The organism is Streptomyces sp. NPDC002773, from assembly GCF_040295605.1.
Lineage (GTDB): Bacteria > Actinomycetota > Actinomycetes > Streptomycetales > Streptomycetaceae > Streptomyces.
Genome location: NZ_JBEOVO010000001.1, coordinates 209,552 through 235,508, shown reverse-complemented (window position 1 = coordinate 235,508; position 25,957 = coordinate 209,552). Strand labels below are relative to the sequence as shown.

Sequence of the window (25,957 nt, the reverse complement as noted above, 5' to 3'; positions counted from 1 at the left end):
GTTCCTTCTTCGCGAAAGGGGCGCCCCGCAGGCATGTTCACCTGTTCGAGCGACGGGCGATACGGAACCGATCACGGCCGGGGGACGTATTCAAGGTGGGGGGATCGGGAGGGGGGCGTGAGGGGGTTCGCCCTCGGACGTGCCGGAGGCATACGGCAGGATAAGAACAAGATCGAGTCAATACCGGTGTGCGGACGGCCCCCTGAGGCCATACTGCTGGCCGGGCCGACGTCAGCGACCGAGGGGGAGGTCAAGTGACACACCCGCCGAACGTGCCCGCCGCCTCGGCGGCGCGGGGCACGGCGCCCGCGCCCGCGCGCCCGGCCGGCGTGCCCGCGCAGCCGTCGTCGCCCGCCCCGCCGTCGCCCGCGCCCGGCGCCGCCCCGCCCGCGGGGCGCGGGGCGCTCGCCGTGGGACGGGAGCGGCTGCGGGTCGCCACGACGACCGAGCCCGGCCGGCTCCAGATCCTCGGCGCCGTCCTCGCGCTGCTCGTGGTCGCGTTCGGGGCCGTCACCGCCCTCCAGGTCGACGACCGGGCCTCCGCCGCCGACGACGTCGTCAGCCGCAGTCAGCCGCTGTCCGCCGACGCCGCCGCGATCTACCGCTCCCTCGCCGACGCCGACACCACCGCCGCCAGCGGCTTCCTCGCGGGCACTCTGGAGCCCGCGGACTCCCGCGCGCGCTACGACCGGGACATCGCGACCGCCGCCCGGCTCCTCGTCAAGGCCGCCTCGGCCACCGCCGGTTCGAGCGAGTCGGCCCGCGAGATCGCCACCCTCAACCAGCAACTCCCGCGGTACACGGGCCTGATCGAGCGCGCGCGGGCCGCCAACCGGCAGGGCCTGCCCCTGGGCGGGGCCTATCTGCGGTACGCCAACCAGCAGATGACCAGCACCCTGCTGCCGGCCGCCGAGCGGCTGTACGCGGCGGAGACGGTACGGCTCCAGGAGGACGACGAGTCGGCCCGCACCTGGCCGTTCCTCGCCCTCGGCCTCGGTGTCCTCACCCTCGCCGCCCTCGTCTGGGCCCAGCGCCGCAACTACGCGCGGACGCACCGGGTCTTCAACCACGGACTGCTCGCCGCTACCGCCGCCACGGTCGTCGTCGTGCTCTGGCTCCTCGCCGCGCACACGGTCGCGCGCAGCGGGCTCGACAGCGCGCGGGCGCACGGGCAGGAGTCCCTCCAGGTCCTCAACGCCGCCCGGATCAGCTCGCTCACGGCCCGCGCCAACGAGAACCTGACCCTGGTCGCCCGGGGCGCCGTCCTCACCGAGGACGGCAAGAACGACAAGTACGAGGCCGAGTACACGGCGAGCATGGACGCCCTGACGACCGCGCTCGCCACCGCGCGCGAGCGGGCCGACGACGACGCGGGCCGCGGCCCGGTCGACGAGGCCGCCTCCCACACGGCCGAGTGGCAGAAGCGCCACAAGGACGCCCGCGCGAAGGACGAGGCCGGTGACTTCGACGGCGCGCTGGGCCGCATCGTGGGTTCCGAGGATTCGGACCGGTCGACGGGGCAGTCCTTCGACCAGGTCGACGCGGCCCTGGAGCGGGCCCTCGCACACGAGCAGACCGAGTTCACCCGCTCCGCGGGCGACGCACGGGACGCGCTGACGGCGCTGCCCCTGGGCGCGGCGGCCCTCGGTGTCCTGGGCGCGGCGGGCGCCGTGCTCGGCATCAACCGCAGACTGTCGGAGTACCGGTGAGAGGGGGCGGGATGCCGAGCGGCACGTACCCGCTGGTGCGGCGGACGGCGCAGCGGTTCCGGGGCTGGGGCGGGGTGGCCGCCATGGCCGTGGCCTGCGGGCTCACCGCCTCGCTCACCCTGCTTCCGCTGACCCACGACGGCGGCGACGCGGCGGCCACCTCCGGCACCCGCGGGGCCGGGCCCGGCGTCGGCACCGGGATCCAGGTCAAGGCGGACACCTGCAAGGACCCGGCGGCGTCCCTGCGGCCCTCGACGGCGGACGGCCCGTCGATCCAGGCGATCAAGGCCCGCGGGAAGCTGATCGTGGGCGTCGACCAGTCCAGCTACCGCTGGGGCTACCGGAACCCGGAGAAGGGCACCCTGGAGGGCTTCGACATCGATCTGGCCCGTGCCATCGCGCGGGACGTCCTGGGCGACGAGAACGCCGTCATCTTCCGGGCGATCCCGACGAACCAGCGGATCGCCGCCCTGGACAGCGGCAAGGTCGACCTCGTCGTGCGCACGATGACGATCAACTGCAAGCGGATCCAGCAGGTCGCCTTCTCCACCGCCTACTTCCAGGCCGGACAGCAGGTCCTCGCGCCCAAGCTCGCCGAGGACATCACCGGTTACGACTCCTCCCTGAGCGGCAAGCGGATCTGCACCGCCGAGGGCTCCACCGCCTACGAGGCCCTGGAGGAGAAGTCCTTCGGCGCGCTCTTCAAGGACGAGGCCGACGGCACCAAGGACGACAAGGACCTGCTGACCGTCCCCAACCAGCTGGACTGCCTGGCCAGGCTCCAGCTGGGCGAGGTCGACGCCGTCGTCACCGACAACGCCCTCGCGGCCGGCCAGGCCGCCCAGGACCCCGCGGTCGAGCTGAAGGGCCGGCCGTTCACCACCGAGTTCTACGGGGTGGCCGCCAAGCTCGGCAACGACGACCTGGTCCGCCGGGTCAACCAGGTCCTCGTGGACTACCGGCAGGGCCCCTGGCAGCAGGCGTACAAGAACTGGCTGGAGAAGGACCTGCCCGGGATATCCGGCCCGCCCACTCCCCTGTACAAGTAGCCCGCCCCGCACGAGAGCCCGGTACACGGAGAGGAAGAGGTGATCGATGGGCGTCACGGGACCCCCTGGGCCGGTGATGGACCGGGACGAGGTGGACCGTGCGCTGGCGCGGCTCGGCGCCGAGCACAAGGCGGTCGAGGACTCGCTCTTCGCGCTCCAGGACCACGCGGGCCGCAGGCTGCTCGAAGGGGCCGAGCTGACCGGGACGACCCGAGACCGCTGGGCCGCCACCGAGCGGACCATCACCCTGCTCTGGACCTGCTTCGACGTGTACACCGGCGCCCTGCGGGACGCCCGCGAGGTGCGCGCCCGGCGGCGCTGGCCCGGCCGTGACGAGCTGGTGGAGCTGACCGACCGGCTGCGCGGCGAGAGCGTGGTCGTCGCGGGCGGGGCGGGTGAACAGGGGCTGCTCTCCGAGCGGTTCACCCTGGAGGGCCTCGTCCGGCGGATGAACGAGCTGTACGCGTCCTCGCTGGACCTGGTGGTCACCGCCGACGCCGTCTGGTCGGCGCTGCCCGCCCGGATAGACCTGCTCGCCGCCGAGCTGCGCCGTACCCGTTCGCTCGCCCACTCGGTCGGCGTGCGGCCCGGGGAGCATCCGGCGGGGGACGACCTCGACGACATCACGGCCGAGCTGACCCGGCTGCGCTCCCAGGTGGTGACCGATCCGTTGGCGTTCTGGCGCCCCGCGGCGGGCAGTTCGGCGCCCGGTGGCGGCCGGCCCGACACCGAGCGGTACGACAGGGCGGCCCTGGCCCTCGAGGACGTCCGGCGGGAGATCGAGGCGGTGCTCGCGGTCCGGCAGGACTCCGAGGACCGGCTGCTCCGGCTGCGTGACGTGCTCTCGCGGGCGGACCGTACGCTCGCCGAGGCGCGGGCCGCGCGCGGCGAGGTCCTCGCGAAGATCGCCGCCTCCGAGGTCCCGGCCGTCAGCGGGCCGCCGACGGTGCTCCAGGAGCGGCTCGCCGCGGCCGCGGAGTACCGCAGGCACGCCCAGTGGCACCGGCTCTCGCCGCTCCTGGAGTCCCTGGAGCGGGAGGCGGAGGACGAACTGCTGCGGGCCCGGGAGTCGCTGACCGCCGTCACGGCGCCGCTCGCGGTCCGGGCCGAACTGCGCGGCCGGCTCGACGCGTACAAGGCGAAGGTGGCACGGCTCGGCGGGGCGGAGGACCCGCTGCTCGTGGAGCGGTACGACGCGGCCCGGCGGATGCTGTGGAGCGCGCCCTGCGATCTGCGGGTCGCGGAACAGGCCGTGCTGCGCTACCAGCAGGCGGCGGCGGACGTACTGTCCGGCCCGAGAGACGCGGGAGGACGACAGTGAGCGGGGAGACGGGCGTGGGGAGCTGTCAGCGTCCTTCGTGCGAGGGTTCGTACGAGGACATGGGAGGCGGCGAGCTGTACTGCGACACCTGCGGCCTCGCGCCGGTGGTCGCGCCCGGAGGGCTCATCGGCTCGACGCCGACGGGGATGGCCGTGCCCGGCAAGGGCACGGGCAGGGGCGGCACGGGTACGGGTTCGGGTTCGGGGGCGGGAGCAGGGGTCGGCGGGGCGGACTCCAGCTCCTCGCGGAGCAGTTCGCGGGCGTCCTCGCGGGCCTCCTCGCGCTCCTCGACCTCCCGGCGTTCGGTCTCCGGGCGGCTCTCGCGTTCGCTCTCCGGGCCCTCCGCGTCCCGCTCGGTGTCGGTGCGCAGCTCGGGCTCGTCGACCGGCCAGTCCGCCAGGAACCGGCTGGGCGCGGGCCTGGTGTCGATCCCTGAGGTGCCGCGCCCGGACCCGCGGGGCGCGGTGATGGAGAACCCCGAGGTTCCCGAGCGGAAGCGATTCTGCTCGCGCTCCGACTGCGGTGGGCCCGTGGGGCGTTCGCGGGGTGACCGGCCGGGGCGTACGGAGGGTTTCTGCACCAAGTGCGGGCACCCGTACTCCTTCGTGCCGAAGCTGCGCGGCGGGGACATCGTGCACGGCCAGTACGAGGTGGCGGGCTGCCTCGCGCACGGCGGTCTCGGCTGGGTCTACCTCGCCGTCGACCGGGCCGTGTCCGACCGGTGGGTCGTCCTCAAGGGCCTCCTCGACACCGGCGACCAGGACGCCATGGCCGCGGCGATCTCCGAGCGCCGCTTCCTCGCCGAGATCGAGCACTCCAACATCGTCCGCATCTACAACTTCGTCGAGCACCTCGACCAGCGCACCGGCTCCCTGGACGGCTACATCGTCATGGAGTACGTCGGCGGCAAGTCGCTCAAGGAGATCGCCAACGACCGGCGCACCCCGGACGGCCGGCGCGACCCGCTGCCGGTCGAGCAGGCCTGCGCGTACGGGATCGAGGCCCTGGAGGCGCTCGGGCACCTGCACAGCCGGAACCTGCTGTACTGCGACTTCAAGGTCGACAACGCCATCCAGACCGAGGACCAGCTGAAGCTGATCGACATGGGCGCGGTCCGGCGGATGGACGACGACGAGTCCGCGATCTACGGCACGGTCGGCTACCAGGCTCCGGAGGTGGCCGAGGTCGGCCCGTCGGTGGCGAGCGACCTGTACACGGTGGCGCGCACGCTCGCCGTGATGACCTTCGACTTCCAGGGCTACACGAACGTCTTCGTGGACTCGCTGCCCGACCCGGACAACATCGCGGTCTTCCGGACGTACGAGTCGTTCTACCGCTTCCTGGTCCGCGCCACCGACCCGGACCCGGCCCGCCGGTTCGCCTCCGCGCAGGAGATGGCGGAGCAGCTGACGGGTGTGCTGCGGGAGGTGGTGGCGCTCCAGTCGGGGCGGCCACGGCCCGCGCTCTCGACGCTGTTCGGCACGGAGGTCCGGGTCACGGACACAGCACTCTTCGCGGAGCTGACGGAGGACGTGTCGCTGCTGGGGGCCCGGAGGACGGGGCGCAGGCAGCGGACGGGGGCGGGTGTGGGGGCCGGGGCCGGGGCCGTTCCGGGTGCGGCGCCGAATGTCGGTGGCGCCGGGGCCGCTGGGGCCTCGCCCGGGGCCGGGGTCGCCGCCGGGCCCGCGCTCGGGCTCGGGGAGTTGCTCGCGGCGCTCGACACGCCCGCCACCGCGCTCGCGCTGCCCGTGCCCCGGGTCCACCCGGGCGACCCCAACGCCGGCTTCCTCGCCGGTCTCGCCGCCGCCGCTCCGGGTGAGCTGCTCGGCGCGCTCCATGCCGCGCCCGTCCACTCCGCCGAGCTGTGGCTGCGCACCCTGCGGGCGCAGCTGGAGCTGGGCGACCTGGCATCGGCCGTACGGACCCTCGCCGGGATCGAGGAGCGCGACCCGGACGACTGGCGGGTCGTCTGGTACCGGGGCGTCACCTCCCTCGTGACCGGGGACCACCAGCACGCGGCGCTCGCCTTCGACGCGATCTACGACGCCTTCCCCGGGGAGCCGGCGCCGAAGCTGGCCCTCGGGATCTGCGCCGAGGTGCTCGGCCAGCTGGACAACGCCGCCGAGTACTACCGCCTGGTGTGGGCCACCGACCCCAGCTTCGTCAGCGCGGCCTTCGGCCTCGCCCGGGTGCAGCTCGCGGCGGGGGACCGTACCGGTGCCGTCGCGACACTGGAATCCGTACCGGAGGCCTCGATCCACTACACGGCGGCCCGCGTCGCGACCGTACGGGCGCGGCTGCGGCGGCGCCCGGCGTGGGAGCCGATCGGCGCCGATCTGACGGCGTCGGCGGCGCAGGTCTCCGCGCTCCAGGGCTTCGGCCTCGACGCGGTGCGCCGGGAGCAGTTGTCGACGGAGGTCCTCGGAGCGGCCCTCGACTGGGTACTCTCCGGTAGTCCCGGTGCGGAACCGGGCGGCGGGGCTCTGCTGCTCGGAAGTGAACTGGACGAGCGCGGACTGCGCTTCGGCCTCGAACGCTCGTACCGGGTACTGGCCCGGCTCGCCCAGCGGGGCGAGGAGAGGATCGAACTGGTGGAGCGGGCCAACCGCTTCCGCCCCAGGACGTGGGTGTGAGGATGTCCCAGAAGCCGAAGCCGTCGCACGGACTCGCGGTCTGCCCGGACTGCGCGGAGCCGCTGGAGTCGGGTGACCGGTTCTGCGGGGCGTGCGGTCACGACCTGATGGCCGTGCCGGCCGCCGGGGTGGAGCCGGACCGCCCGACCGTGGCGATCGGCACCCCCGTGGACTGGCCGGACGCCCCGCCGAGGGAGCCCGGTTCGCTGTCGACCATGACCCAGCACCCGGGCGACCTCCCGGGCACCGACTCCGGCGGCCGCGACCTGCCGACGATGCCGGTGCGTACGGACGGTCCGGTGCCGGCCCGTACGGACGGTCCGGTGCTGCCCGCCGGGCACACCACGGCGGGCAGCGGGGACTTCGAGCTGGCCGCGCCCGACCCGCGTACGGCGGTACAGGTGCCCCCGGTCCCGGCCGCTCCTCCCGCGCCCGCCGCTCCTCCTGTCCCCGCAGCGCCCCCCGCGCCCCCCGCCGCCCCCTCCCCCGCGCCCACCGCCACCGTGTGTGTGGCCTGCCGGGCCGGGCGGGTCGACACCGACGGGTACTGCGAGAACTGCGGGCACGCGCAGCCCCGCGAGCGCGACCACATGGAGCGGGAGCTCGGCGGTGTCGCCGCCGTCAGCGACCGCGGGCTGCGCCATCACCGCAACGAGGACGCGTTCGCCGTATCGGCGACCACGCTCCCCGACGGCTCACCCGCCACCGTCGCGATCGTCTGCGACGGCGTGTCCTCCGCGACCCGGCCCGACGAGGCCTCCGCCGCCGCCGCGGAGGCGGCCGGTGCCTCGCTGCTCGCGGCGCTCCCCCGGGGCACCCACCCGCAGCAGGCGATGCACGAGGCGATCGTGGCCGCCGCCGAGGCCGTCAACTCCCTCGCCGAGGAGCCGGACCAGGACGGGGCCGAGCAGGACCCGCACCGCCACCGCAACGCCCCGGCCTGCACCATCGTGGGCTCCGTCGTCGCCGACGGCCTGCTCGTGGTGGGCTGGGTCGGGGACAGCCGTGTCTACTGGGTGCCGGACGACCGCGCCACCCCGCCCGCCCGGCTCACCGAGGACGACTCGTGGGCCGCCCAGATGGTCGCGGCGGGCCTGATGAACGAGGCCGAGGCGTACGCGGACGAGCGCGCCCACGCGATCACCGGGTGGCTCGGCGCCGACGCGTACGAACTGGAGCCGCACACGGCCGCGTTCAAGCCGGACCGGTCCGGCGTGGTGGTGGTCTGCACGGACGGCCTGTGGAACTACGCGGAGGGCGCCGACGACATGGCCCGGGTCGTCCCCGCCGACGCGGCGCACCGCCCGCTGCACAGCGCCCAGGTCCTGGTCGGCCACGCCCTGGACGGCGGAGGCCACGACAACATCACGGTCGCCCTCGTGCCGTTCACGGTCACCCCCCAAGGGGCAGGATCCGCCTGAGCGGTCGCCGGTCCCCCGTCCCCTTCAGCCTTGTTGTCCGAGGAGCCGTAACAGATGGCGAACTTCTCCAAGTCGACCGTGCCGCAGTTCTCGGTGGACGTCTACCAGAACGAGTTCCTGCCCGAGGGCGGGCGTGACGTCAGCGCGATCGTCACGGTCACGGCGACCGGGGGCGGCACGAGCGGGCACCGGCTCTACGGCACGGCGGGCGCCGGGACGGCCGGTGTCGTGATCATGGTCGACTGCTCCGGCTCGATGGACTACCCCTCCACCAAGATGCGGGGCGCCCGGGAGGCGACCGCCGCCGCCGTCGACACCCTGCGCGACGGCACCTCCTTCGCCGTCGTCGCCGGCACGCACGTGGCGAAGGAGGTCTACCCCGGGGACGGCCGCCTCGCCGTCGCCGACGCCCGCACCCGGGCCGAGGCCAAGGAGGCGCTGCGCCGGCTGAGCGCGGGCGGCGGCACGGCCATCGGCACCTGGCTGCGGCTCGCGGACCGGCTGCTCTCCTCCGCCGAGCTCACCATCCGGCACGGCATCCTGCTCACCGACGGCCGCAACGAGCACGAGTCGCCGGAGGAGTTGCGGGCCGCGCTCGACGTTTGCGCGGGCCGCTTCACCTGTGACGCGCGCGGGGTGGGAACCGACTGGGAGGTCAAGGAGGTCACCGGGATCGCCTCGGCGCTCCTCGGCACCGCCGACATCGTCGCCGACCCGTCCGCCCTCGCCGCCGACTTCACGGCGATGATGGAGCAGGCGATGGGCAAGGGCGTCGCGGACGTCGCGCTGCGGCTCTGGACCCCCGTCGGGGTGGAGATCGCCTATGTAAAGCAGGTGGCGCCGACGGTCGAGGACCTGACCGGGCGGCGTACCGAGGCCGGACCGCGCGCCGGGGACTACCCGACGGGTTCGTGGGGCGACGAGTCCCGCGACTACCACGTCAGCGTGCGGGTCCCGAGGGCCGCGGTCGGCCAGGAGATGCTCGCCGCCCGGGTCTCCCTGATCGCCCCGGACCCGGCGGGCGGCGATCCGCGCCCGCTGTCTCAGGGACTGGTACGGGCGGTGTGGACCGACGACCTGGCGATGTCGACGTCGATCAACCCCCAGGTCGCGCACTACACGGGCCAGGCCGAGCTGGCGGACGTCATCCAACAGGGCCTCGATGCCCGCAAATCGGGCGATCACGACGGCGCGACGGCCAAACTGGGCCGCGCCGTGCAGCTCGCGGCGGCTTCAGGGAACGCGGATACGGCGAAACTGCTTTCGAAGGTGGTCGACGTCGTCGACGCGGCGACCGGTACTGTGCGTTTGAAGGCGAAGGTCGCGGATGCGGACGAGATGACACTCGAAACGCGCTCCACCAAGACCGTTCGCGTCAAGAGGTAGCCCGGCCACCGGGCCGGACGACGAGAGGGGGAAGCACCGACATGCCTACCTGCCCGAACGGACACCAGTCGGTCTCCGACGACTGGTGCGAGGTCTGCGGCCATCGCATGGCCGGGGCGGGTGCGCCGACGGGTGCCGTACCGCCGCCTCCCCCGCCGCCGCCCCCCGCGTACGGATACCCCGGCCCCGGCCAGCCCCCGGCGGGCCCGCCGCCCGGTGCTCCGGGCGCGCCCGGCCCCGGTGGTCCCGGTGCTCCGGCCGCTCCCGGTGGCTTCGGCCCCGGTGGCGACCCGAACGCGACGGCCCAGGCGGAGCTCTGCCCGCAGTGCCGTACCCCGCGCGAGTACATGGCGCCGTTCTGCGAGGAGTGCCGCTGGAACTTCCTCACGAACACGGCGACCTCCTACACGCCGCTGGCCCCGCAGAACGCCCCGTCCCCGCCGCAGCAGCCCGGACCGCCACCCGGTCTGAACCTGCCGCCGGGCTTCCAGTCCCCGCCGCAGCACCAGACGCCTCCGCCGCCACCGCCGCAGCAGCAGCCGCAGGACCCGTTCGGGTACCAGGGCTCGCGGCCCTCGCAGGTGAACCGGCCGGCCGAGCCGCTCGGGGGCGACCCCACGCACCACCAGGCCCCGCCGCAGCGCCCGCCGGCGCAGCAGCCGCCGGCCCCGCCCTCTTACCTCCAGGCTCCGGCCCAGGCACCGGCGCCGCCCGCGCCGCCGCAGCCGCGCGCGGACGACGACTGGGTGCTCTCGCCGCCGTCGCAGCACCAGGCGCCGCAGGCACCTCCGCAGCACCAGACGCCTCCGCAGCATCAGGCGCCCCAGGCGCCGCCTCAGCATCACGCGCCTCCGCAGCACCAGACGCCTCCGCCGCCCCCGCAGCACCAGACGCCCCCGCAACACCAGCCGCCCCACGGCCCTCCCCCGCACCAGGGTCAGCAACAGCCTCCGCAGCAGCAACAGCCTCCGCAGCAGTACCAGCCGCCGCGGCAGCCGCTGTCCTGGACCGCGGTCATCGGCCCGGACCGCGACTACTTCATGGCGATGATGCAGCGCAGCGGTCCCGAGGCGACGGGCCTGAACCTGCCCGCGTACTCGCCGGACAAGCACCTGCCGCTCCAGGGCAACCAGATCTCCATCGGCCGCCGCCGGCACTCCACCGGGGAGTCCCCCGACATCGACCTGTCGGTGCCGCCGGAGGACCCGGGCGTCTCGCACCAGCACGCGGTGCTCGTGCAGCAGCCGGACGGCTCGTGGGCGGTGGTGGACCAGAACTCCACCAACGGCACCACGGTCAACGGCGGCGAGGAGCCGATCCAGCCCTACGTCCCCGTCCAGCTCCAGGACGGCGACCGGGTGCACGTCGGCGCCTGGACGACGATCACGATCCGTCTGTCCTGACCGTTCACGCGTCCGGCAGGGGCCAGGCGTACGGCCCTCCGGGGTCGTCGAGCCAGGCCCACTGCCGGTCGCCGCTGACCGTCACCCCGAAGCGCTCCCGCTCCGGCCGCCGCTCGCGCAGCCAGAGCGAGAGCGCTTCCCGCCTGTCGAGGGTCCCGCCGACCAGACCCCACAGGAACCGGAAGCGCTCGTCCCCGGCCGGATCGGGCCGCGGGACGCGCCCCGCGGCGCCCCGGAGCGCCACGAAGTACGCGGAGGTCGCGAGGAACCGTCCCTCCGCGTGCGCCCCGTCGCGCACCCGCAGCAGGAGCAGCCCGGTGGAGAGCGGGGCGAGGACGAGGGCGCCCGGCCTGCACTGGGCGAGCCAGGGGTACGGGACCGAGGGCAGCGCGCAGGTCGCGACGATCCGGTCGTAGGGGGCGTGCTCGGGACAGCCGCGGGCGCCGTCGGCGGTGACGACCGCCGGACGGTACCCGACGGCGGCCAGATGGGTCCGGGCGGACTCGGTGATCTCCTCGTCCAGGTCGACGGTGGTGACGTGCTCCGCGCCGAGCCGGTGGCAGAGCAGGGCCGCGTGGTAGCCGGTCCCGGCGCCGATCTCCAGGACGTCGTCCCCGTCGCGTACGTCCAGGGCGTGGAGCATCAGCGCCATCAGGGAGGGCTGGCTGGCGGACGAGACCAGTTCCCCGTCCCGCACCCGGGTGGCGATCGCCGTGTCCTCGTAGGCCCCGCGGAGCCAGCTGTCCCGCCGCTCGGGGTTCGGATCGCCGGACCAGAGCCGCTCGTAGCCGCCGGTCCCGGGCACGTAGTAGTACGGGACGAAGAGGTGGCGCGGGACGTCGGCGAAGGCGGCGCGCCAGGCGGGATCGGTCAGCGAGCCGTCCGCCTCGATCTCCCGCACGAGGGCCCGTCGCGCCCGCGCGCCGGCCTCGGCGAACTCGTCCGGCCGCTCCCGCCGCTCATCCATGCCTCCACTCTCCCGCCGCCGGGGGTCCCCGGCGAGTGGTCCTGGACCTCAAGTCCTAGGACGGGTCATCTGAGACGATGGGACGGTGAACGAGATTCCCGGGGAAACGACGCAGGAGCAGACCTTCTACGAGCAGGTCGGTGGCGAGGAGACCTTCCGCCGTCTGGTCCGCCGCTTCTACGAGGGTGTCGCGGGGGACCCGCTGCTGCGCCCGATGTACCCCGAGGAGGACCTCGGCCCGGCGGAGGAGCGCCTCGCGCTCTTCCTGATGCAGTACTGGGGCGGCCCCCGCACCTACAGCGACGGCCGCGGCCACCCCCGCCTCCGGATGCGCCACGCCCCGTTCACCGTGGACCAGGCGGCCCACGACGCCTGGCTCCGCCACATGCGCGCGGCCCTGGACGACCTGGCCCTGGCCCCGGAGCACGAGCGCGAGCTCTGGCGCTATCTGACGTACGCGGCGGCCTCGATGGTGAACACGGCCGGCTGACGACCCCTCACCCACCCGTCACGGAACTCGCCTGTCGCGGAACCTGTCTCGGACGGACACATTCCGGAGACGGAACCCCGAATAACGGTCACGATCGCATCAAGGTCGGTCCGTAAGCGGTTTCCAGCGGCACATGCCCTCTGAAAGCATCCGAGGGAAGTCTCGGGAGCGTTCGACCACGTTCGACGTGCGCACCGTGATCAGGGTGGCCAGGGGGATGGGTGACGGGGTTCGTATTTCTGCGTGTCAGGGCACACCGGCTGCTGCTCGCCGCCGCACTCCTCGCCGTGCTCCTGACCACCTCGGTGCTCGCCACCCTCGCCTCGTTCTCCGGGGCCATCGGGGACGCCGCGCTCCAGGCCGGGCTCCAAGGCAGGTCCGCGGCCGCGGCCTCGCTGCGCGTGAGCGGGCAGGTGCCCGCCGCCAAGCGGGCCGGCGCCGAGGAGGCCGTCCAGGAGGGGATGCGGCGGACCTTCGACGGCCTGCCCGTGACCGTACGGCGCCTGGAACTCTCCGGGCCGTACGCGCTGCCCCGGAGTCTCCAGGCGCCCGCCGCCCGCAAGGGCGACCCCGACCTCACCCACTTCGCCGCGCTCGACCGCTCGAAGCTGTCCCTCGTCCGCGGCGCCTGGCCCTCCGCCGCCCGGACGGCCGGCGTGGTCGAGACGGCGCTGCCCGAGGAGGCGGCCCGGCGGCTGCGGGTCGGCCCCGGGACCGTACTCGACCTGAGCGACCGGCTCGACGACCGGCGGGTGAAGGCCCGGATCACCGGCGTCTACCGGCCCGTCGACACCGGTGACCTGTACTGGCAGCTGGACCCTGCCGGTGGCCGCGGGGTGCGGACGGTCGCGTTCACGACGTACGGCCCGCTCCTCGCCGACCCGGCGGCGCTCGCCTCGGGGGCGCTGAGCTCCGGCGACACGTCCTGGCTCGGCTCCGCCGACTTCAGCGGCCTCACCACCGACCGCATCGACGCCCTGCGCGCCTCGGCGACCGAGGGCCCGAAGGCGCTGGCCGAGGCCCCCGACCGGTTCGGCACGACGATCTCCGCGACCACCGCGCTGCCGACCGTCCTCGAACAGACCCAGCGGTCCCTGCTCGTCTCCCGCTCCACCCTCCTGATCGTCGCCGTCCAGCTGGTGCTCCTCGCCGCGTACGCGCTGCTGCTCGTCGCCCGGCTGCTCAGCACCGAGCGCTCGGGGGAGACCGCGCTGCTTCGGGCCCGCGGCGGTTCGCGGCGCCGGATCGCCGGGCTCGCCGCCGCCGAGGCGCTGCTGCTCGCCCTGCCCGCGGCGCTCGCCGCCCCGCTCCTCTCGGGGCCGCTGACCCGGCTCTTCGCCGAGCGGTCCGCGCTCTCCTCCCTCGGCGTGGAGCTGGACACGACGCCCTCGCTCCAGGTGTGGCTGGTCGCCGCCGCCGTGGCGGTGTGCTGCGCGGCGGCCGTCGTCGCCCCCGCGCTCGCCGCGGGGGACGGCTCCGCCGTCTCGCTGCGCAAGGCCCGCTCGGCGTCGCTGCCCGGCCCCGTACGGGCCGGGGCCGACCTCGGTCTGCTCGCCGTCGCCGCCATCGCGTACTGGCAGTTGCAGCGGCCCGCGGCCGCGGGCGGCACCCTCGGCACGGAGGGACCCGGCGGCGGCTCCGTGGACCCGGTGCTCGTCGCCGCGCCCGCCCTCGCCCTGCTCGCCGGCACCGTCCTGACCCTGCGTCTGCTGCCGCCCCTCGCCAAGCTGGCCGAGCGGCGCGCGGCGGGCGGCCGGGGTCTCTCCGCCGCGCTCGCCGGCTGGCAGTTCAGCCGCCGGCCGCTGCGCGGCGCGGGCCCCGTCCTCCTCCTCGTCCTCGCCGTGGCGATGGGCATGCTCGCCATCGGGCAGAACCGGTCGTGGGAGCGTTCGCAGCGCGACCAGGCCGACTTCCGCACCGGCGCGGCCGTCCGTGTCCTCGGCGCGGGCCCCGGCGAACCCACCCGGACCGAGCAGTTGGGCGCCGTACCCGGTGTCCGCGCGGTCGCCCCGGTGTACCGCACCGGCATGGACGTGGCCGGCAAGCACGCGACCGTCCTGGCCGTCGACACCCGCAACGCCGCCGGTGGCCTGCTGATGCGCCCCGACCTCGCCGACGCCCCCGTCCGCTCCCTCCTCGCCCCGCTCGCCCCCGCGGCGACCACCCGCCCCGGTCTCCCGCTGCCCGCCGGCAGCCGGGCGTTCACCGCCGACCTGCGGCTCACCGCGACGGCGGCCCCCGCCCAGGTCGCGGCCGTCCTGGAGGACCCGAACGGCGTCCCGTACCGGCAGGCCATGGGCCTGCTGCCCACCGACGGCCAAACCCACCGGCTGACCGTCGACCTCGGCGCCCTGACCTCCGGACCGGGCGCCGACGCGGGCCGCGGCTCCGGCGGCCTGCTCACCCTCACCGGCCTGGAGTTGACCGGCCGGTTCGACGACGGCGCGGGGACGGGGACCCTCCGCGCCGAGCGGTTCGGCGTCGTCCGCGCGGACGGCGGCGAGCAGGTCCACGCCCCCGGGCGGATCCTCGCCCCCTGGACGCACCTGTACGAGGCGACCGACGGCGACGCCGTAGGCGGCAGCCCCACCTCCGGCGTCCCCGGCACCGCCGGGCCGGGAGGCCGCCCCGCCCCGTACACCGTCTCGTTCGCCGCCACCACCGCGTCCGACGCAGAACCCGCCCCGGCGGCCGAGGAGTTCGCCCTGCGCCTGACCGCCCCAGGACCGAAGGCACCCGACCGGCTGTTCGCCGTGGCCACCGGGGCCTTCATGACGGCGACCGGAGCCGGCCCCGGCGACGAGATCGAGGTCGCCATCGGCGGCCGCAACGTCCGCGTCACCGTCGCCCACGTCGTCGCCGAGCTGCCCACGACGGGGCCGGGAGCCCAGGCGGCCTCCGCCCTCTCCCCCGTCGCCACCCCCGACGACGGCGGTACGGTCCTCCTCGACCTGGCGGCCGTCAACCAGTACCTCTCCACCGGCGAGGCCTCGACCGTGCCGCCCACCGAATGGTGGCTGACCGTCGCCCCCGGCCGGGCGGACGAGGTCGCCGCGGCCCTGCGCGCCCGGCCCGACGCCGACCCCGCGCAGGTCCTCGTCCGCGACGAGGTCGCCGCGGAACTGCTCGGCGACCCGCTCGGCGCGGGCCCCAACGCCGCCCTGATGGCGGTCGCCGCCGCGGCGGCCGCGCTCGCCGCCGTCGGCTTCGCGGTCGGCTCGGCCGGCGCGATGCGGGAACGGTCCGCCGAGTTCGGGGTGCTGCGGGCGCTCGGCGCGCCACGCCGCCGCCTCGCCCGGCTGATCGCCGCCGAACAGGGACTGCTCATCGGCATCGGCCTGCTCGTCGGCATCGGACTCGGCGCCGTCCTGGCCCGTGCGGTCGTCCCCCTGGTCGTCCTGACCGGCCAGGCCGCCCGCCCCGTGCCCCCGGTCCTGGTCGAACTGCCCCTCGGCCACGTCGCCCTGCTGCTCGCCGGCGTCGCCGCGCTGCCGCTCGCCATGGTCGCCGTCATCGCGCTGCGCCCGACGGACCCGGCCGTGACCCTGCGCCACCAGGGGGACAACTGATGGCGCCGACGGCCCCGTACGACGACAACGATCCCGACAGCACCGGCACTCCCGCCGTACGCAGGAAGGCACCCGACATGGCCCGGCCCAGGTCCGACAAGCCCGCCCGCGCCGTGGCGCCCTGGGTGCGGACCCGGCTGCGGACCGCGCCCTGGGCCGCCGCGTCGCTCGCCCTGCTCGTCCTGGTCACCGCGTACCTCGCGGCCGCGCTGCCGCGGGCGATGGACGCGTACGAGACCGAGGGGCTGCGGCACGACATCCGTACCGCCGCGCCCCGCAACACCGTCCTCGAACTCACCGCCCCGCTCGGCGTGGCCCCACCCGAGCCGAGCCTGGCCCCGGGTGTCCTCCGGAAGCAGCACGACGAGGTCCGTGCCCTGTTCCCGGAGCCGATCAGGACCGACCCGGGGCAGAGCGTCCACGGCGTCCGTACGGTCAAGCGCGTCGAGGGTCTCGACCCCTGGCTGCCCCGGCCCGACGGCATGTCCCCCGAGTTCGTGCTCTCCTCCCCGTCCGGGCTCACCGAGCACGCCGCGCTGCGGACGGGCCGGCTCGCCGCGGGCACGCCCGGCGCGCCGGAAGCGGTGGTGACCGCGCAGACCGCCGCGGCCCTGCGGCTGAAGCCCGGCTCCGTCGTGCACGTGCCGAGCAGGGTCGGCGCGGAACCGTTCGCCGTGACCGTCACCGGGATCGTGGAGCCGCGCGGCCCCGAAGCCGCGTACTGGGCGGTGGAGCCGCTGCTCCGCACCCCCGCGCTCGCCCCGCTGGTCGCCGACGGAGAGGTGAAGTACTACTGGCAGGGGGCGCTGCTCCTCTCCCCCGCGTCCGCGGCCGCCGCGCTCTCCACCCTCGGCGACCCGGAGGTCTTCTTCCGGTTCATGCCCACGTCCGGCCACCTCACCGGCCGGGACACCGACCGGCTCGCCGCCGCGCTCGACTCGGCGGCCGGCGGCCCCGACCTGCTCAGGATGCGCAAGGTCGTGGGGCCCACCGGGGCGCTGACCACCGAACTCGACACGATCGTCGACTCGTACGGTTCGATGCGCGAGGCGATCGGTCCGGTCGTCGCTGTCGCCGTCTTCGGGATCGGCGCGGTCGCGGCGGTCGTCCTCGCCATGACGGGCGGGCTGTTCGTCGCCCGCAGGGACGGCGAACTGGCCCTGCTCCGCTCCCGTGGCGCCTCGCTCACCGGTATCGGTCTGCGGCTGCTCGGCGAGACCTCCGCCGTCTCCGTACCGGCCGCGGCGCTCGCCCTGGTCCTCGCGGTGGTGACGGTGCGGGCACCCGGAGGCGGGCCCGACGCGATCCCGCTCGGCCCCTCCCTGCTCGCCGCCTCGGCCGTCGCCCTCCTCGCGATGCTCGTCCTGCCGCTGCGGGCGGTCGTCCTGCACCGGCGCCCGCGCCTGCACGGCGGGCGCGACGACCTGCTCACCACGCGCCCCTCCCGGCGCCGTACGGTCGCCGAACTCACCGTCCTCGTCCTCGCCGTGGGCGCGGTCGTCTCGCTGCGGCTCCGCGGAACTGGTGGTTCCGGGGGCTCTGGTGGTTCTGGTGCCTCGGCTGGTGCGGGTGCCTCCGGTGACCTGCTGGTGAGCGCCGCGCCGGTCCTCGTCGGCCTGATCGCCGCCTCCCTCCTCGTACGGATCTATCCGCTGCCGCTGCGATGGCTGGGCCGGCCGGCCCGCCGGCTGCGGGGAGCGGTGGGCCCGCTGGCCCTGGCGCGCGCCGGGCGCTCGTCGTCCGCGGGCACGCTCCCGCTGCTCGCGCTCGTCCTCGCGCTGACGACGGCGGCGTTCGGCGGCTCGGTCCTGGCCGGTGTCGCCGACGCCCGCGACCGGGCCGCTCTCCTGGCGACCGGCGCGGACGCCCGGATCGACGGCGCGGTGGAGTGGACCCCGCTGCCGGCCGGACTCGCCGAGTCGGTGCGCGGGACGGCGGGGGTACGGGACGTGGCCCCGGTGCAGATCGAGTACGGGGTGGCCCTGCCGTCCCACCAGGGGACCACCGTCCAGCCGATGAGCGGCACCCTGGTGGGCGTCGAACCCGGCTCGTACACCCGCCACACGGAACGCACCGGCTTCGGCCCGTTCCCGGCGGGGCTGCTCGCGTCGACGGGGAAGGGCGGCAAGGAGGCCGCCGCGGACACCGAGCGGGTGCTGCCCGCGATCGCCTCGCCCTCGGTCGCCGAACGGCTCGGCGCGGAGCCGCAGGAGATCGTGGCGGCGGCAGGCGTCTTCCGGGTGAAGGTGGTCGCCGTCCGGTCGGCCACGCCGGCCCTGCCCGGCGCCGACTTCCTCCTCGTCAACGCCGCCGACCTCACCCACAGGACCCCCACGACACTGCTCGTCACCGGCCCGCAGGACGGCGCCGCGCTGCGGGCCGCCGTGAAGGCGAAGTCCGACGCCCTGCTCGTGTCGATGCGCGCCGAGGAACGGGCCGGCTACGTCGACTCGCCGCTCCAGTCGGGCGCCGAGCGGATGTACCTGGGCGCGATCGGTGTGGGCGGCGGTTTCGCCGTGGTGGCCGTGCTGCTGTCCCTGATGCAGAACGCGCCGGAGCGGACGACGCTCCTCGCCCGGCTGCGGACGATGGGCCTCACCCGGAAGCAGGGCCGGCGTCTGCTCGGGCTCGAAGCGGTGCCGCAGGCGGTGCTCGCGGCGCTCGGCGGGACGCTGGTCGGCTGGGCGACGGTGCCGCTGCTCGCGCCGGGCATCGACCTGTTCCGGCTCGCGCTGGCGACGACACCGGGGTTCGCCCCGCTGGACAGCGCGCCGCTGCGGGCGGACCCGTGGTCGCTGGTGGTGCCCGCGCTCGTGGTCGTCGTCCTGACGGCGACGGCGGCGGCCGGGCAGGCCTGGTGGGCCGGGCGGAAGAGCTCGATCAAGGAACTCAGGGCAGGAGACGCACGATGACGAAGACCGGGACGATCCCCAGCACCGCGTCCGACACCACCCTGGAGGAGCTGGAGCGGCGGGTGAACGCGCGGCGCGACCGGCCCTCGTACGGTCACGACGCGCTCATCGCCTGCGACCGGCTGGTCCGGATCTTCACCACCGACGGAGTGGAGGTGCAGGCCCTCCAGGGGCTCGACCTCCTCGTCAAGGAGGGCGAGTTGATGGCCCTGGTCGGCGCCTCGGGCTCCGGCAAGTCGACGCTCATGAACATCCTGGCGGGCCTGGACGTACCGACCGCGGGCGCGGCCCGGGTCGCCGGGTGTGACCTGCTCGCGATGGACGGCAAGGCGCGGCTGCGGTACCGCCGCGAGGTCGTCGGCTTCGTCTGGCAGCAGACCGCCCGCAACCTCCTGCCCTACCTGACGGCGGCCCAGAACGTGGCGCTTCCGATGCAGTTGCGGGGCCGGTCCAGGCAGAAGGGGCAGCGGGCCGAGGAGCTCCTCGCGATGCTGGGCATCGCGGAGGCCCGCGACCGGCGGCCGCACCAGCTGTCCGGCGGTCAGCAGCAGCGGGTGGCCATCGCGGTCGCCCTCGCCAACAACCCGTCCGTGCTCCTCGCCGACGAGCCGACGGGCGAGCTGGACTCGGCCACCGGCGAGCAGGTCTTCGCGGCCTTCCGCCGCGCCAACGCCGAACTGGGCACCACGATCGTGATCGTCACCCACGACCAGGCGGTGGCCTCCGAGGTACGCCGCACGGTCGCCATCCGCGACGGCCGCACGTCCTCCGAGGTGCTGCGCCGTACGGAGGTCGACGAGCAGGGCCAGGAGTCGCTGGTGGCCCGGGAGTACGCGATGCTCGACCGCGCGGGCCGGCTCCAGCTGCCGGCGGAGTACACCCAGGCGCTCGGGATGGAGCACCGGGTGGCGCTCGAACTGGAGCAGGACCACATCGGGGTGTGGCCGGACGACGCGGAGGGCTGAGGAAGCCTCTCGCGTCCGGGGCGGGGCTCCGGCGAAACCGGGGACGGCCGGCACACGTCCCTCTCCTGGGGGGGTGGTGTCCATGCCAGGGGGATCCATGCGAGTGGTGAGCGCGCCGTCGAGGAAGGCGCGAAAGGCCCGGGCGGCGGTGTTCCTGCCGGCGGTGGCCGCGGTCGCGCTCGCCGTCTGGGCGGTCTGGTGCTTCGGGGGCGCGTCGGCGCCGTCCACGGCGGTCTCGGTAGCGGTCGGCGGGGCGGCCATCGTCGTCGCGGGGGTGGCGTACTTCGTCCTGGTGACCGGGAGCCTGGGCTTCTTCGGCGCGCTGGCGCTGGCCGGCGGGCTGCTCCTGACGGCGGCCGCCGCGGACCAGGCGGCGTCGCGGGGTGAGGTCGCCGAGTGCGTCGTCGAGAAGGTCACCGCCGAACACAAGGAGGCGATCTTCGACGGCGGTCTCGACACGACGCTCTTCCACCACACCCTGCGCTGCCCGGGCGGCTACCCGTCGTCCCTGGCGGAGGACCGCAGGGCCGCGCCGGACGGCGCGACGATCCGGGTGGCCTACGATCCGCGCCGCCGGGTGGACCCGGCCCTCGAGGGCTCCAACTCGCCGTGGCTCCCGGGGTTCCTCGCCCTGATCACACTGTCCGGCGCGACGGCGGCGGCGCGGCACGTCAGCCGCTTGGAGAGCCGCCCGAAGGACCCGCCGATGACCCGCCGAGGGGCACGGCGGGCGCCCCGCTAGGGCGGGCCGCCCACCGGGCGGTGATCAACGGGGGGCGACGGCCAGGGACATCGGCGCGGTCCGCAAGGCGATGGAGCCGTACGGGGTACGCAGCCGCAGCCACGGCCCGGAGGCGAAGAGAGCGACCGGCGTCGGCTCCTGCGTGGGCGGCAGGAAGCCCAGGGACTGGGCGGCGTGCACGGCCCGGAGCGGCAGTCCGGTGGGGCCGAGGGTCCGGGACCAGATCTCACGGCCGATGCGGTCGCGCTCGTCCCTGGTCCGCCGTTCCTCGGGCAGTTCCTCGTCCCGCGCCCTGAACTCGGCGACGGCGGCGGCGACCGCACCCCGCATCTCCGCCGCGCTCGGGAGCCCGGCGACCGGCGCCCAGTCGGCACGCGGCGGGAGCACGCCCGCCCAGGGCGGCCCGGTCACGGAGTCGGGCACGACCGCCTTGCCCGCCGACTCCTCGATGCCTTCGAGGAGTTCACCGGCGGAGACGGTGGCGTCGAGTTCCACCGCGTCGACGAGACGGGCCGTACGGATCGCGAGGACCTCGAAGGACGGCGGGCGTCCGAAGACGGCCAGCGCCCCGCCGCCCGCCTGGAGGCGGACGACGGCGGCCCGGTCGTAGTGGACGAGCCGGGTCAGGAAGGCGGCGAGGGCCGCCGCCTCCCTGGCGTCGTCGAAGTGCAGCGGAGCGAGCACGGTCATGCGGCGGACGTCATCCCGTCGTCCACGTACTCCTCGAGGAAGCTGCGCTCCTCGGCGGTGATCCGCCGCGGCCGCTGCGCCTCCAGGTCGAAGGGCACGACGACCGTGGACGCCCGTACGTACGTGACGTCGGGGTCCTTGATCTCGTACGCGATCGTCAGCGAAGCCGCGCCGATCTTCGTGACCCAGGACTCGATGGTCACCGGCGCGTGCCGGTGGACCAGCGGCCGCAGGTAGTCGACCTCGTGCCGGGCCACGACGGACCCGCCGGAGAACGAGGGGGAACCGTCCCCCGGCGCGAGCCGGAACATGAAGTCGATCCGCGCCTCTTCCAGGTACCGCAGGAAGACGACGTTGTTGACGTGCCCGAAGGCGTCCATGTCCGACCAGCGCAGGGGACAGCTGTAGATGTGCCTGGTCACTGACTCAGCCTCGGGTCAGCTTCTTGTACGTGGCGCGGTGCGGACGGGCCGCGTCCGGGCCGAGGCGCTCGATCTTGTTCTTCTCGTACGACTCGAAGTTGCCCTCGAACCAGTACCACTTCGACTCGCCCTCGTACGCGAGGATGTGCGTCGCGACCCGGTCCAGGAACCAGCGGTCGTGGGAGATGACCACGGCCGCACCGGGGAACTCGAGCAGCGCGTTCTCCAGCGAGGACAGGGTCTCGACGTCGAGGTCGTTGGTGGGCTCGTCGAGGAGCAGCAGGTTGCCGCCCTCCTTGAGCGTGAGCGCCAGGTTCAGGCGGTTGCGCTCACCACCGGAGAGGACGCCGGCGGGCTTCTGCTGGTCCGGCCCCTTGAAGCCGAAGGCGCTGACGTACGCGCGCGACGGCATCTCGACCTGGCCGACGTTGATGTAGTCCAGCTCGTCCGACACGACGGCCCAGAGGGTCTTCTTGGGGTCGATGTTGGCGCGGGACTGGTCGACGTAGCTGATCTTGACCGTGTCGCCGATCTTGACCGAGCCGGAGTCCGGGGCCTCGAGGCCCTGGATCATCTTGAACAGCGTGGTCTTGCCGGCGCCGTTCGGGCCGATGATGCCGACGATGCCGTTACGGGGCAGGGTGAAGGACAGGTCGTCGACGAGGACCTTGTCGCCGAAGGCCTTGGAGAGGTTGCTGACCTCGACGACGATGGAGCCCAGGCGCGGGCCCGGCGGGATCTGGATCTCCTCGAAGTCCAGCTTCCGCATCTTGTCGGCCTCGGCAGCCATCTCCTCGTACCGGGCGAGGCGCGCCTTGGACTTGGTCTGCCGGCCCTTGGCGTTGGAGCGGACCCACTCCAGCTCTTCCTTGAGGCGCTTGGCGCGCTTCTCGTCCTTGCGGCCCTCGACCTTGAGGCGGGCGGCCTTCTTGTCCAGGTACGTGGAGTAGTTGCCCTCGTACGGGATGGCGCGGCCGCGGTCGAGCTCGAGGATCCACTCGGCGACGTTGTTCAGGAAGTACCGGTCGTGCGTGACGGCGACGACGGCGCCCGCGTACTTCGAGAGGTGCTGCTCCAGCCAGTTCACCGACTCGGCGTCGAGGTGGTTGGTGGGCTCGTCGAGGAGGAGCAGGTCCGGGGCCTCGATCAGCAGCTTGCAGAGCGCGACGCGGCGCTTCTCGCCACCGGACAGGTTGGTGACGGCCCAGTCGCCGGGCGGGCAGCCCAGGGCGTCCATGGCCTGCTCCAGCTGCGCGTCGAGGTCCCAGGCGTTGGCGTGGTCCAGGTCCTCCTGGAGCTTGCCCATCTCGTCCATCAGCGCGTCCGAGTAGTCGGTCGCCATGAGCTCGGCGACCTCGTTGAAGCGCTTGAGCTTCCCCATGATCTCGGCGGCGCCGTCCTGGACGTTCTCCAGGACCGTCTTGGCCTCGTCCAGCTTCGGCTCCTGCATGAGGATGCCGACGCTGTAGCCCGGCGACAGGAACGCGTCACCGTTGGACGGCTGCTCAAGGCCCGCCATGATCTTCAGAACGGTGGACTTACCGGCACCGTTCGGGCCGACCACACCGATCTTCGCGCCCGGCAGGAAGCTCAGCGTCACGTCATCGAGGATGACCTTGTCGCCGTGCGCCTTGCGCGTCTTGCGCATCGTGTAGATGTACTCAGCCAAGAGAAACCGTCCGGCTAGGAGTGAGTGGGCAGATACACCCCATCTTGCCTGACCGCTACCCCCGGGCGGAAACCGGTAAGGCGGAGGCGGGTGCTCCGAGGGGGCCTCGGGCGGCTCGTACCGGGCGGTAGGGGAGCGGGGCCGTACCGGGCGGTACGGGACGGAACGGGGACGGAACGGGGCCCGGACGTGCGACGACCCCGGGCGCTGGCGCGGTCCGGGGTCGTGCGGGGGTCACGGGGCGGGTCCGGTGTGACGCGGATCACCCTGTGGGGTCAGGCGCTGTCCCGGTGCCGGCGGGGCCGGCACCGGGGGCCTGGGCTTACTGGCCGGCGGTCTTCTTCTTGCGGAGGAAGAACACCGCGCCGCCGCCGATCACGACGAGCGCGGCGGCGATGCCCGCGATCATCGGGGTGGCGTTGGAGCTACCGGTCTCGGCGAGGTCGCCGCCACCGGTGGTGGTGCCGGTGGTGCCGGTCGTGCCCGTGGTGCCGGTCGAGCCGCCCGCGGTGCCACCGGTGGTGCCGGTGGACGTGGACGGGGAGACCGACGGGGTGGGCTCGGTCGAGGGCTCCGTGGTGGGGGTCTCGGACGGCTTCGGGCCGGGGGTGGCCGTCTCGCAGTCCAGGACGCCCTCGAAGGACTCCTCGAAGCCGTTCGGGCCGGTGATCGTGAACTTGTACGCCTCGTCCTCGGTGAGCGGGACCGGGATGGTCTTCGTCTCACCCGGGGCGACGGTGTGCGAGGTGCCCTTCAGGTCGAAGGTCCAGGCCTCGTCACCCTTGTTGGAGGCGATGACCTCGAGGCCGCCCTTGGCGCAGTCCTTGGCGACCGTGACGGCCGGGACGGCGCCCGTCTTCGCCCAGGTCGCGGAGGCCTTGCCGGTGACCGTGGACTCGCTGGAGCCGGCCAGGATCAGGGTCTGCGAGGGGCCGTCGACGGAGACGAAGGCGCGGCCGAGGGAGACCTTGGTGGTGGCCGCGGCGGTCAGCTCGGCGGCGCCGTCGGCGGTGCCGGCGGGAACGTCGAAGAAGAGCTCGGTCTTGCCCTTCGGGACCTCGGTGACGGCCTTGCCGTCCTTGTCGACGACCGTGACGCCCGCGGGGGCGCCCGGGACGACCGAGACCTTGGCGGTCGCGGCGTTGGTGTCGACGGTGATCGGGCCGAGCTTCCCGCCGGCCTTACCGGCGACGGAGGCCGGGGAGACGCTCAGGGAGGCGGTCGGCTCGTCGAGCTGGACGGCCTTCTCGAGCAGCCACTTCTTCAGCTTCTCGGCGTCCTCGTCCTTCGGCGTCGCCGTGACGTCGTCGGAGAGGGTCCAGATCGCGGCCTGGGTGCCGGCAGCGGCCTCCTTCTTGTCGAGGTCGACGCCCACCTTGCCGCCGAGGGCCTCGGCGGAGAGCTTCGGGTAGGCGTTCTCCAGGATCCAGAGGATCTTGCCCGCGTTCTCGTTGTCGTGCAGGGAGGATTCGTCCCAGCCGACTTCCTTGTAGTCGAAGTCCTGCTTCGCCTCGGTGCGGAGGTCGATGCAGTACGTGAAGAGGGTTCCCCCGCCCTCGACCTCCATCTTGAACAGACCACCGTCGACCGGCCACTTCTCGCCGTTCTTCTCGGTGATCTCGACACCGGCGGCGTCCTCGGTCATACCGCCGAGCTTCGCCATGACACCGCCGGTGCCCGAAGCACCGTCATCGGCGAGCGCCGGACCGGCGATCGCGACGGATCCGACCGCGACGAGGCCGGAGACCAGCGTCGCAGCGGCAAGGCGGCGGGCAGCGCCGCGCCCTCGAACTGAAAACATTGCATTCCCCTCCGGGCGAGCCGCTCCGCGAACATGGTCATTTCGCGTGGGGGGAGCGCACGCCAGCAGATTCACAGACCCGATGGGCTCATGTGCCACATGAGTACCCGCGAATCCTAGGGATGCGGAACCCCCCGGTGCCCGGCCATACGTTCAGATAACCATTCCGTCTCGGAATCGTTATCACCCACGGCGAGTTGGTCGACAAATCGCCGCAACACAAGGTCAGGGGACGGTCACCAGTCGCGAGGACTCCTGTGCCGCAGCCACCGCCCCTGCCTTGACCTCCGCCTTTTCCCCAGTCGCCGCCTCGGCCACCGCCTCCGCTGCGGCCTCCGCCGCCGCCTCCGTCCACGGGTCCCGTTCCAACGCCGGAACAAGTCCCTCCGATTGTTCCGGATGCGGCCTGGGCTCGGGCCGCGCCGCCCGCCGGAAGGCCGCCGTACCCCGCGTCAGATCGTGGCCCACGGCCAGCGCGGCCACGTCCACGAAGGTCTTGCGCTGGCCGTCGCGCTCGTCCTCACGCACCCTCAGGCGGCCGTGGACCACCAGTGGTTCGCCGACGGACACCGAGGCCGCGAGATTGGCGCCGAGCGACCGCCAGGCCGACACCGTGTAGAAGCTGGTGTTCCCGTCGGACCAGAGCCCCCGCTCCCGGTCCCAGCGGCGCGCGGTCACCGCGAAGCGGAACCTGGCCACCCCGCCGGTCGCCGTGTCCCGGTACTCCACCGCCGTCGCCACGTTGCCGACGAGCGTCACGGTCGTGTCGTTCATGGTTCCGCCCCCACCCTCTGCGTTCTCTTCCGGT

Annotated in this window: 18 protein-coding genes; 12 read left to right on the top strand and 6 right to left on the bottom strand. The window is 74.1% G+C overall.

Going from position 1 to position 25,957, the window contains the following annotated elements:
* The first annotated feature begins 254 nt into the window (after window positions 1-254).
* The 7 genes from ABT034_RS01040 to ABT034_RS01010 are packed head-to-tail and all read left to right on the top strand — an operon-like array spanning window position 255 to window position 10,922.
* Entirely contained in the window at window positions 255-1,709 is a 1,455-nt protein-coding gene (locus ABT034_RS01040; protein ID WP_351209873.1) for a GlnX family signal transduction membrane protein, read from the top strand.
* 11 nt (window positions 1,710-1,720) lie between these two features.
* Entirely contained in the window at window positions 1,721-2,758 is a 1,038-nt protein-coding gene (locus ABT034_RS01035) for a glutamate ABC transporter substrate-binding protein (RefSeq protein ID WP_351209871.1), read from the top strand.
* A gap of 46 nt (window positions 2,759-2,804) precedes the next feature.
* A complete protein-coding gene (locus ABT034_RS01030; protein ID WP_351209869.1) occupies window positions 2,805-4,079 on the top strand; it encodes a coiled-coil domain-containing protein in 1,275 nt (424 codons plus the stop codon).
* Window positions 4,080-4,138: 59 nt separating this feature from the next.
* Entirely contained in the window at window positions 4,139-6,712 is a 2,574-nt protein-coding gene (locus ABT034_RS01025) for a serine/threonine-protein kinase (protein WP_351210415.1), read from the top strand.
* A gap of 2 nt (window positions 6,713-6,714) precedes the next feature.
* A complete protein-coding gene (locus tag ABT034_RS01020) occupies window positions 6,715-8,133 on the top strand; it encodes a PP2C family protein-serine/threonine phosphatase (RefSeq protein WP_351209867.1) in 1,419 nt (472 codons plus the stop codon).
* 54 nt (window positions 8,134-8,187) lie between these two features.
* Window positions 8,188-9,519: a vWA domain-containing protein gene (locus ABT034_RS01015; RefSeq protein ID WP_351209865.1), complete on the top strand. Its 1,332-nt coding sequence runs from the start codon at window positions 8,188-8,190 to the stop codon at window positions 9,517-9,519.
* Window positions 9,520-9,560: 41 nt separating this feature from the next.
* Entirely contained in the window at window positions 9,561-10,922 is a 1,362-nt protein-coding gene (locus tag ABT034_RS01010) for an FHA domain-containing protein (RefSeq protein ID WP_351209863.1), read from the top strand.
* Between the two features lie 4 nt (window positions 10,923-10,926).
* Here ABT034_RS01010 and ABT034_RS01005 read toward each other — a convergent pair whose 3' ends face one another.
* Window positions 10,927-11,889, bottom strand: a complete 963-nt coding sequence (locus ABT034_RS01005) for a methyltransferase domain-containing protein (protein WP_351209861.1) — start codon at window positions 11,887-11,889, stop codon at window positions 10,927-10,929.
* 85 nt (window positions 11,890-11,974) lie between these two features.
* Here ABT034_RS01005 and ABT034_RS01000 point away from each other — a divergent pair, with 85 nt between their 5' ends.
* The 5 genes from ABT034_RS01000 to ABT034_RS00980 all read left to right on the top strand — a co-directional run bounded on the left by ABT034_RS01000 (window position 11,975) and on the right by ABT034_RS00980 (window position 20,567).
* The gene (locus tag ABT034_RS01000; RefSeq protein ID WP_351209859.1) at window positions 11,975-12,379 is read left to right on the top strand and encodes a globin; all 405 of its coding nucleotides are present in this window, start codon (window positions 11,975-11,977) and stop codon (window positions 12,377-12,379) included.
* Window positions 12,380-12,600: 221 nt separating this feature from the next.
* Window positions 12,601-15,948, top strand: a complete 3,348-nt coding sequence (locus ABT034_RS00995) for an ABC transporter permease (protein ID WP_351209857.1) — start codon at window positions 12,601-12,603, stop codon at window positions 15,946-15,948.
* A 77-nt stretch (window positions 15,949-16,025) separates the two neighbouring features.
* Complete coding sequence (locus tag ABT034_RS00990) at window positions 16,026-18,860, top strand: FtsX-like permease family protein (protein WP_351210413.1); 2,835 nt, start codon at window positions 16,026-16,028, stop codon at window positions 18,858-18,860.
* On the top strand, window positions 18,857-19,825 hold the full coding sequence (locus ABT034_RS00985) for an ABC transporter ATP-binding protein (protein ID WP_351209855.1): 969 nt from the start codon (window positions 18,857-18,859) through the stop codon (window positions 19,823-19,825). The genes ABT034_RS00990 and ABT034_RS00985 overlap by 4 nt, the downstream gene beginning before the upstream one ends.
* 97 nt (window positions 19,826-19,922) lie before the next feature.
* Window positions 19,923-20,567 carry a hypothetical protein gene (locus tag ABT034_RS00980; RefSeq protein ID WP_351209853.1) on the top strand — a complete coding sequence of 215 codons (645 nt, stop codon included), beginning with the start codon at window positions 19,923-19,925 and terminating at the stop codon, window positions 20,565-20,567.
* A gap of 24 nt (window positions 20,568-20,591) precedes the next feature.
* On the opposite strand, the gene ABT034_RS00975 is transcribed toward ABT034_RS00980, so the two are convergent.
* The 5 genes from ABT034_RS00975 to ABT034_RS00955 all read right to left on the bottom strand — a co-directional run bounded on the left by ABT034_RS00975 (window position 20,592) and on the right by ABT034_RS00955 (window position 25,923).
* On the bottom strand, window positions 20,592-21,257 hold the full coding sequence (locus ABT034_RS00975; protein ID WP_351209851.1) for a DUF8010 domain-containing protein: 666 nt from the start codon (window positions 21,255-21,257) through the stop codon (window positions 20,592-20,594).
* Window positions 21,254-21,679: an acyl-CoA thioesterase gene (locus tag ABT034_RS00970; protein WP_351209849.1), complete on the bottom strand. Its 426-nt coding sequence runs from the start codon at window positions 21,677-21,679 to the stop codon at window positions 21,254-21,256. Before ABT034_RS00970 ends, ABT034_RS00975 begins: the two co-directional genes overlap by 4 nt.
* A gap of 4 nt (window positions 21,680-21,683) precedes the next feature.
* The gene (gene ettA / locus ABT034_RS00965) at window positions 21,684-23,348 is read right to left on the bottom strand and encodes an energy-dependent translational throttle protein EttA (RefSeq protein WP_351209847.1); all 1,665 of its coding nucleotides are present in this window, start codon (window positions 23,346-23,348) and stop codon (window positions 21,684-21,686) included.
* Between the two features lie 322 nt (window positions 23,349-23,670).
* Complete coding sequence (locus tag ABT034_RS00960) at window positions 23,671-25,149, bottom strand: LAETG motif-containing sortase-dependent surface protein (protein WP_351209845.1); 1,479 nt, start codon at window positions 25,147-25,149, stop codon at window positions 23,671-23,673.
* A gap of 225 nt (window positions 25,150-25,374) precedes the next feature.
* Window positions 25,375-25,923 carry a single-stranded DNA-binding protein gene (locus ABT034_RS00955; protein ID WP_351209843.1) on the bottom strand — a complete coding sequence of 183 codons (549 nt, stop codon included), beginning with the start codon at window positions 25,921-25,923 and terminating at the stop codon, window positions 25,375-25,377.
* Window positions 25,924-25,957 lie beyond the last annotated feature (34 nt).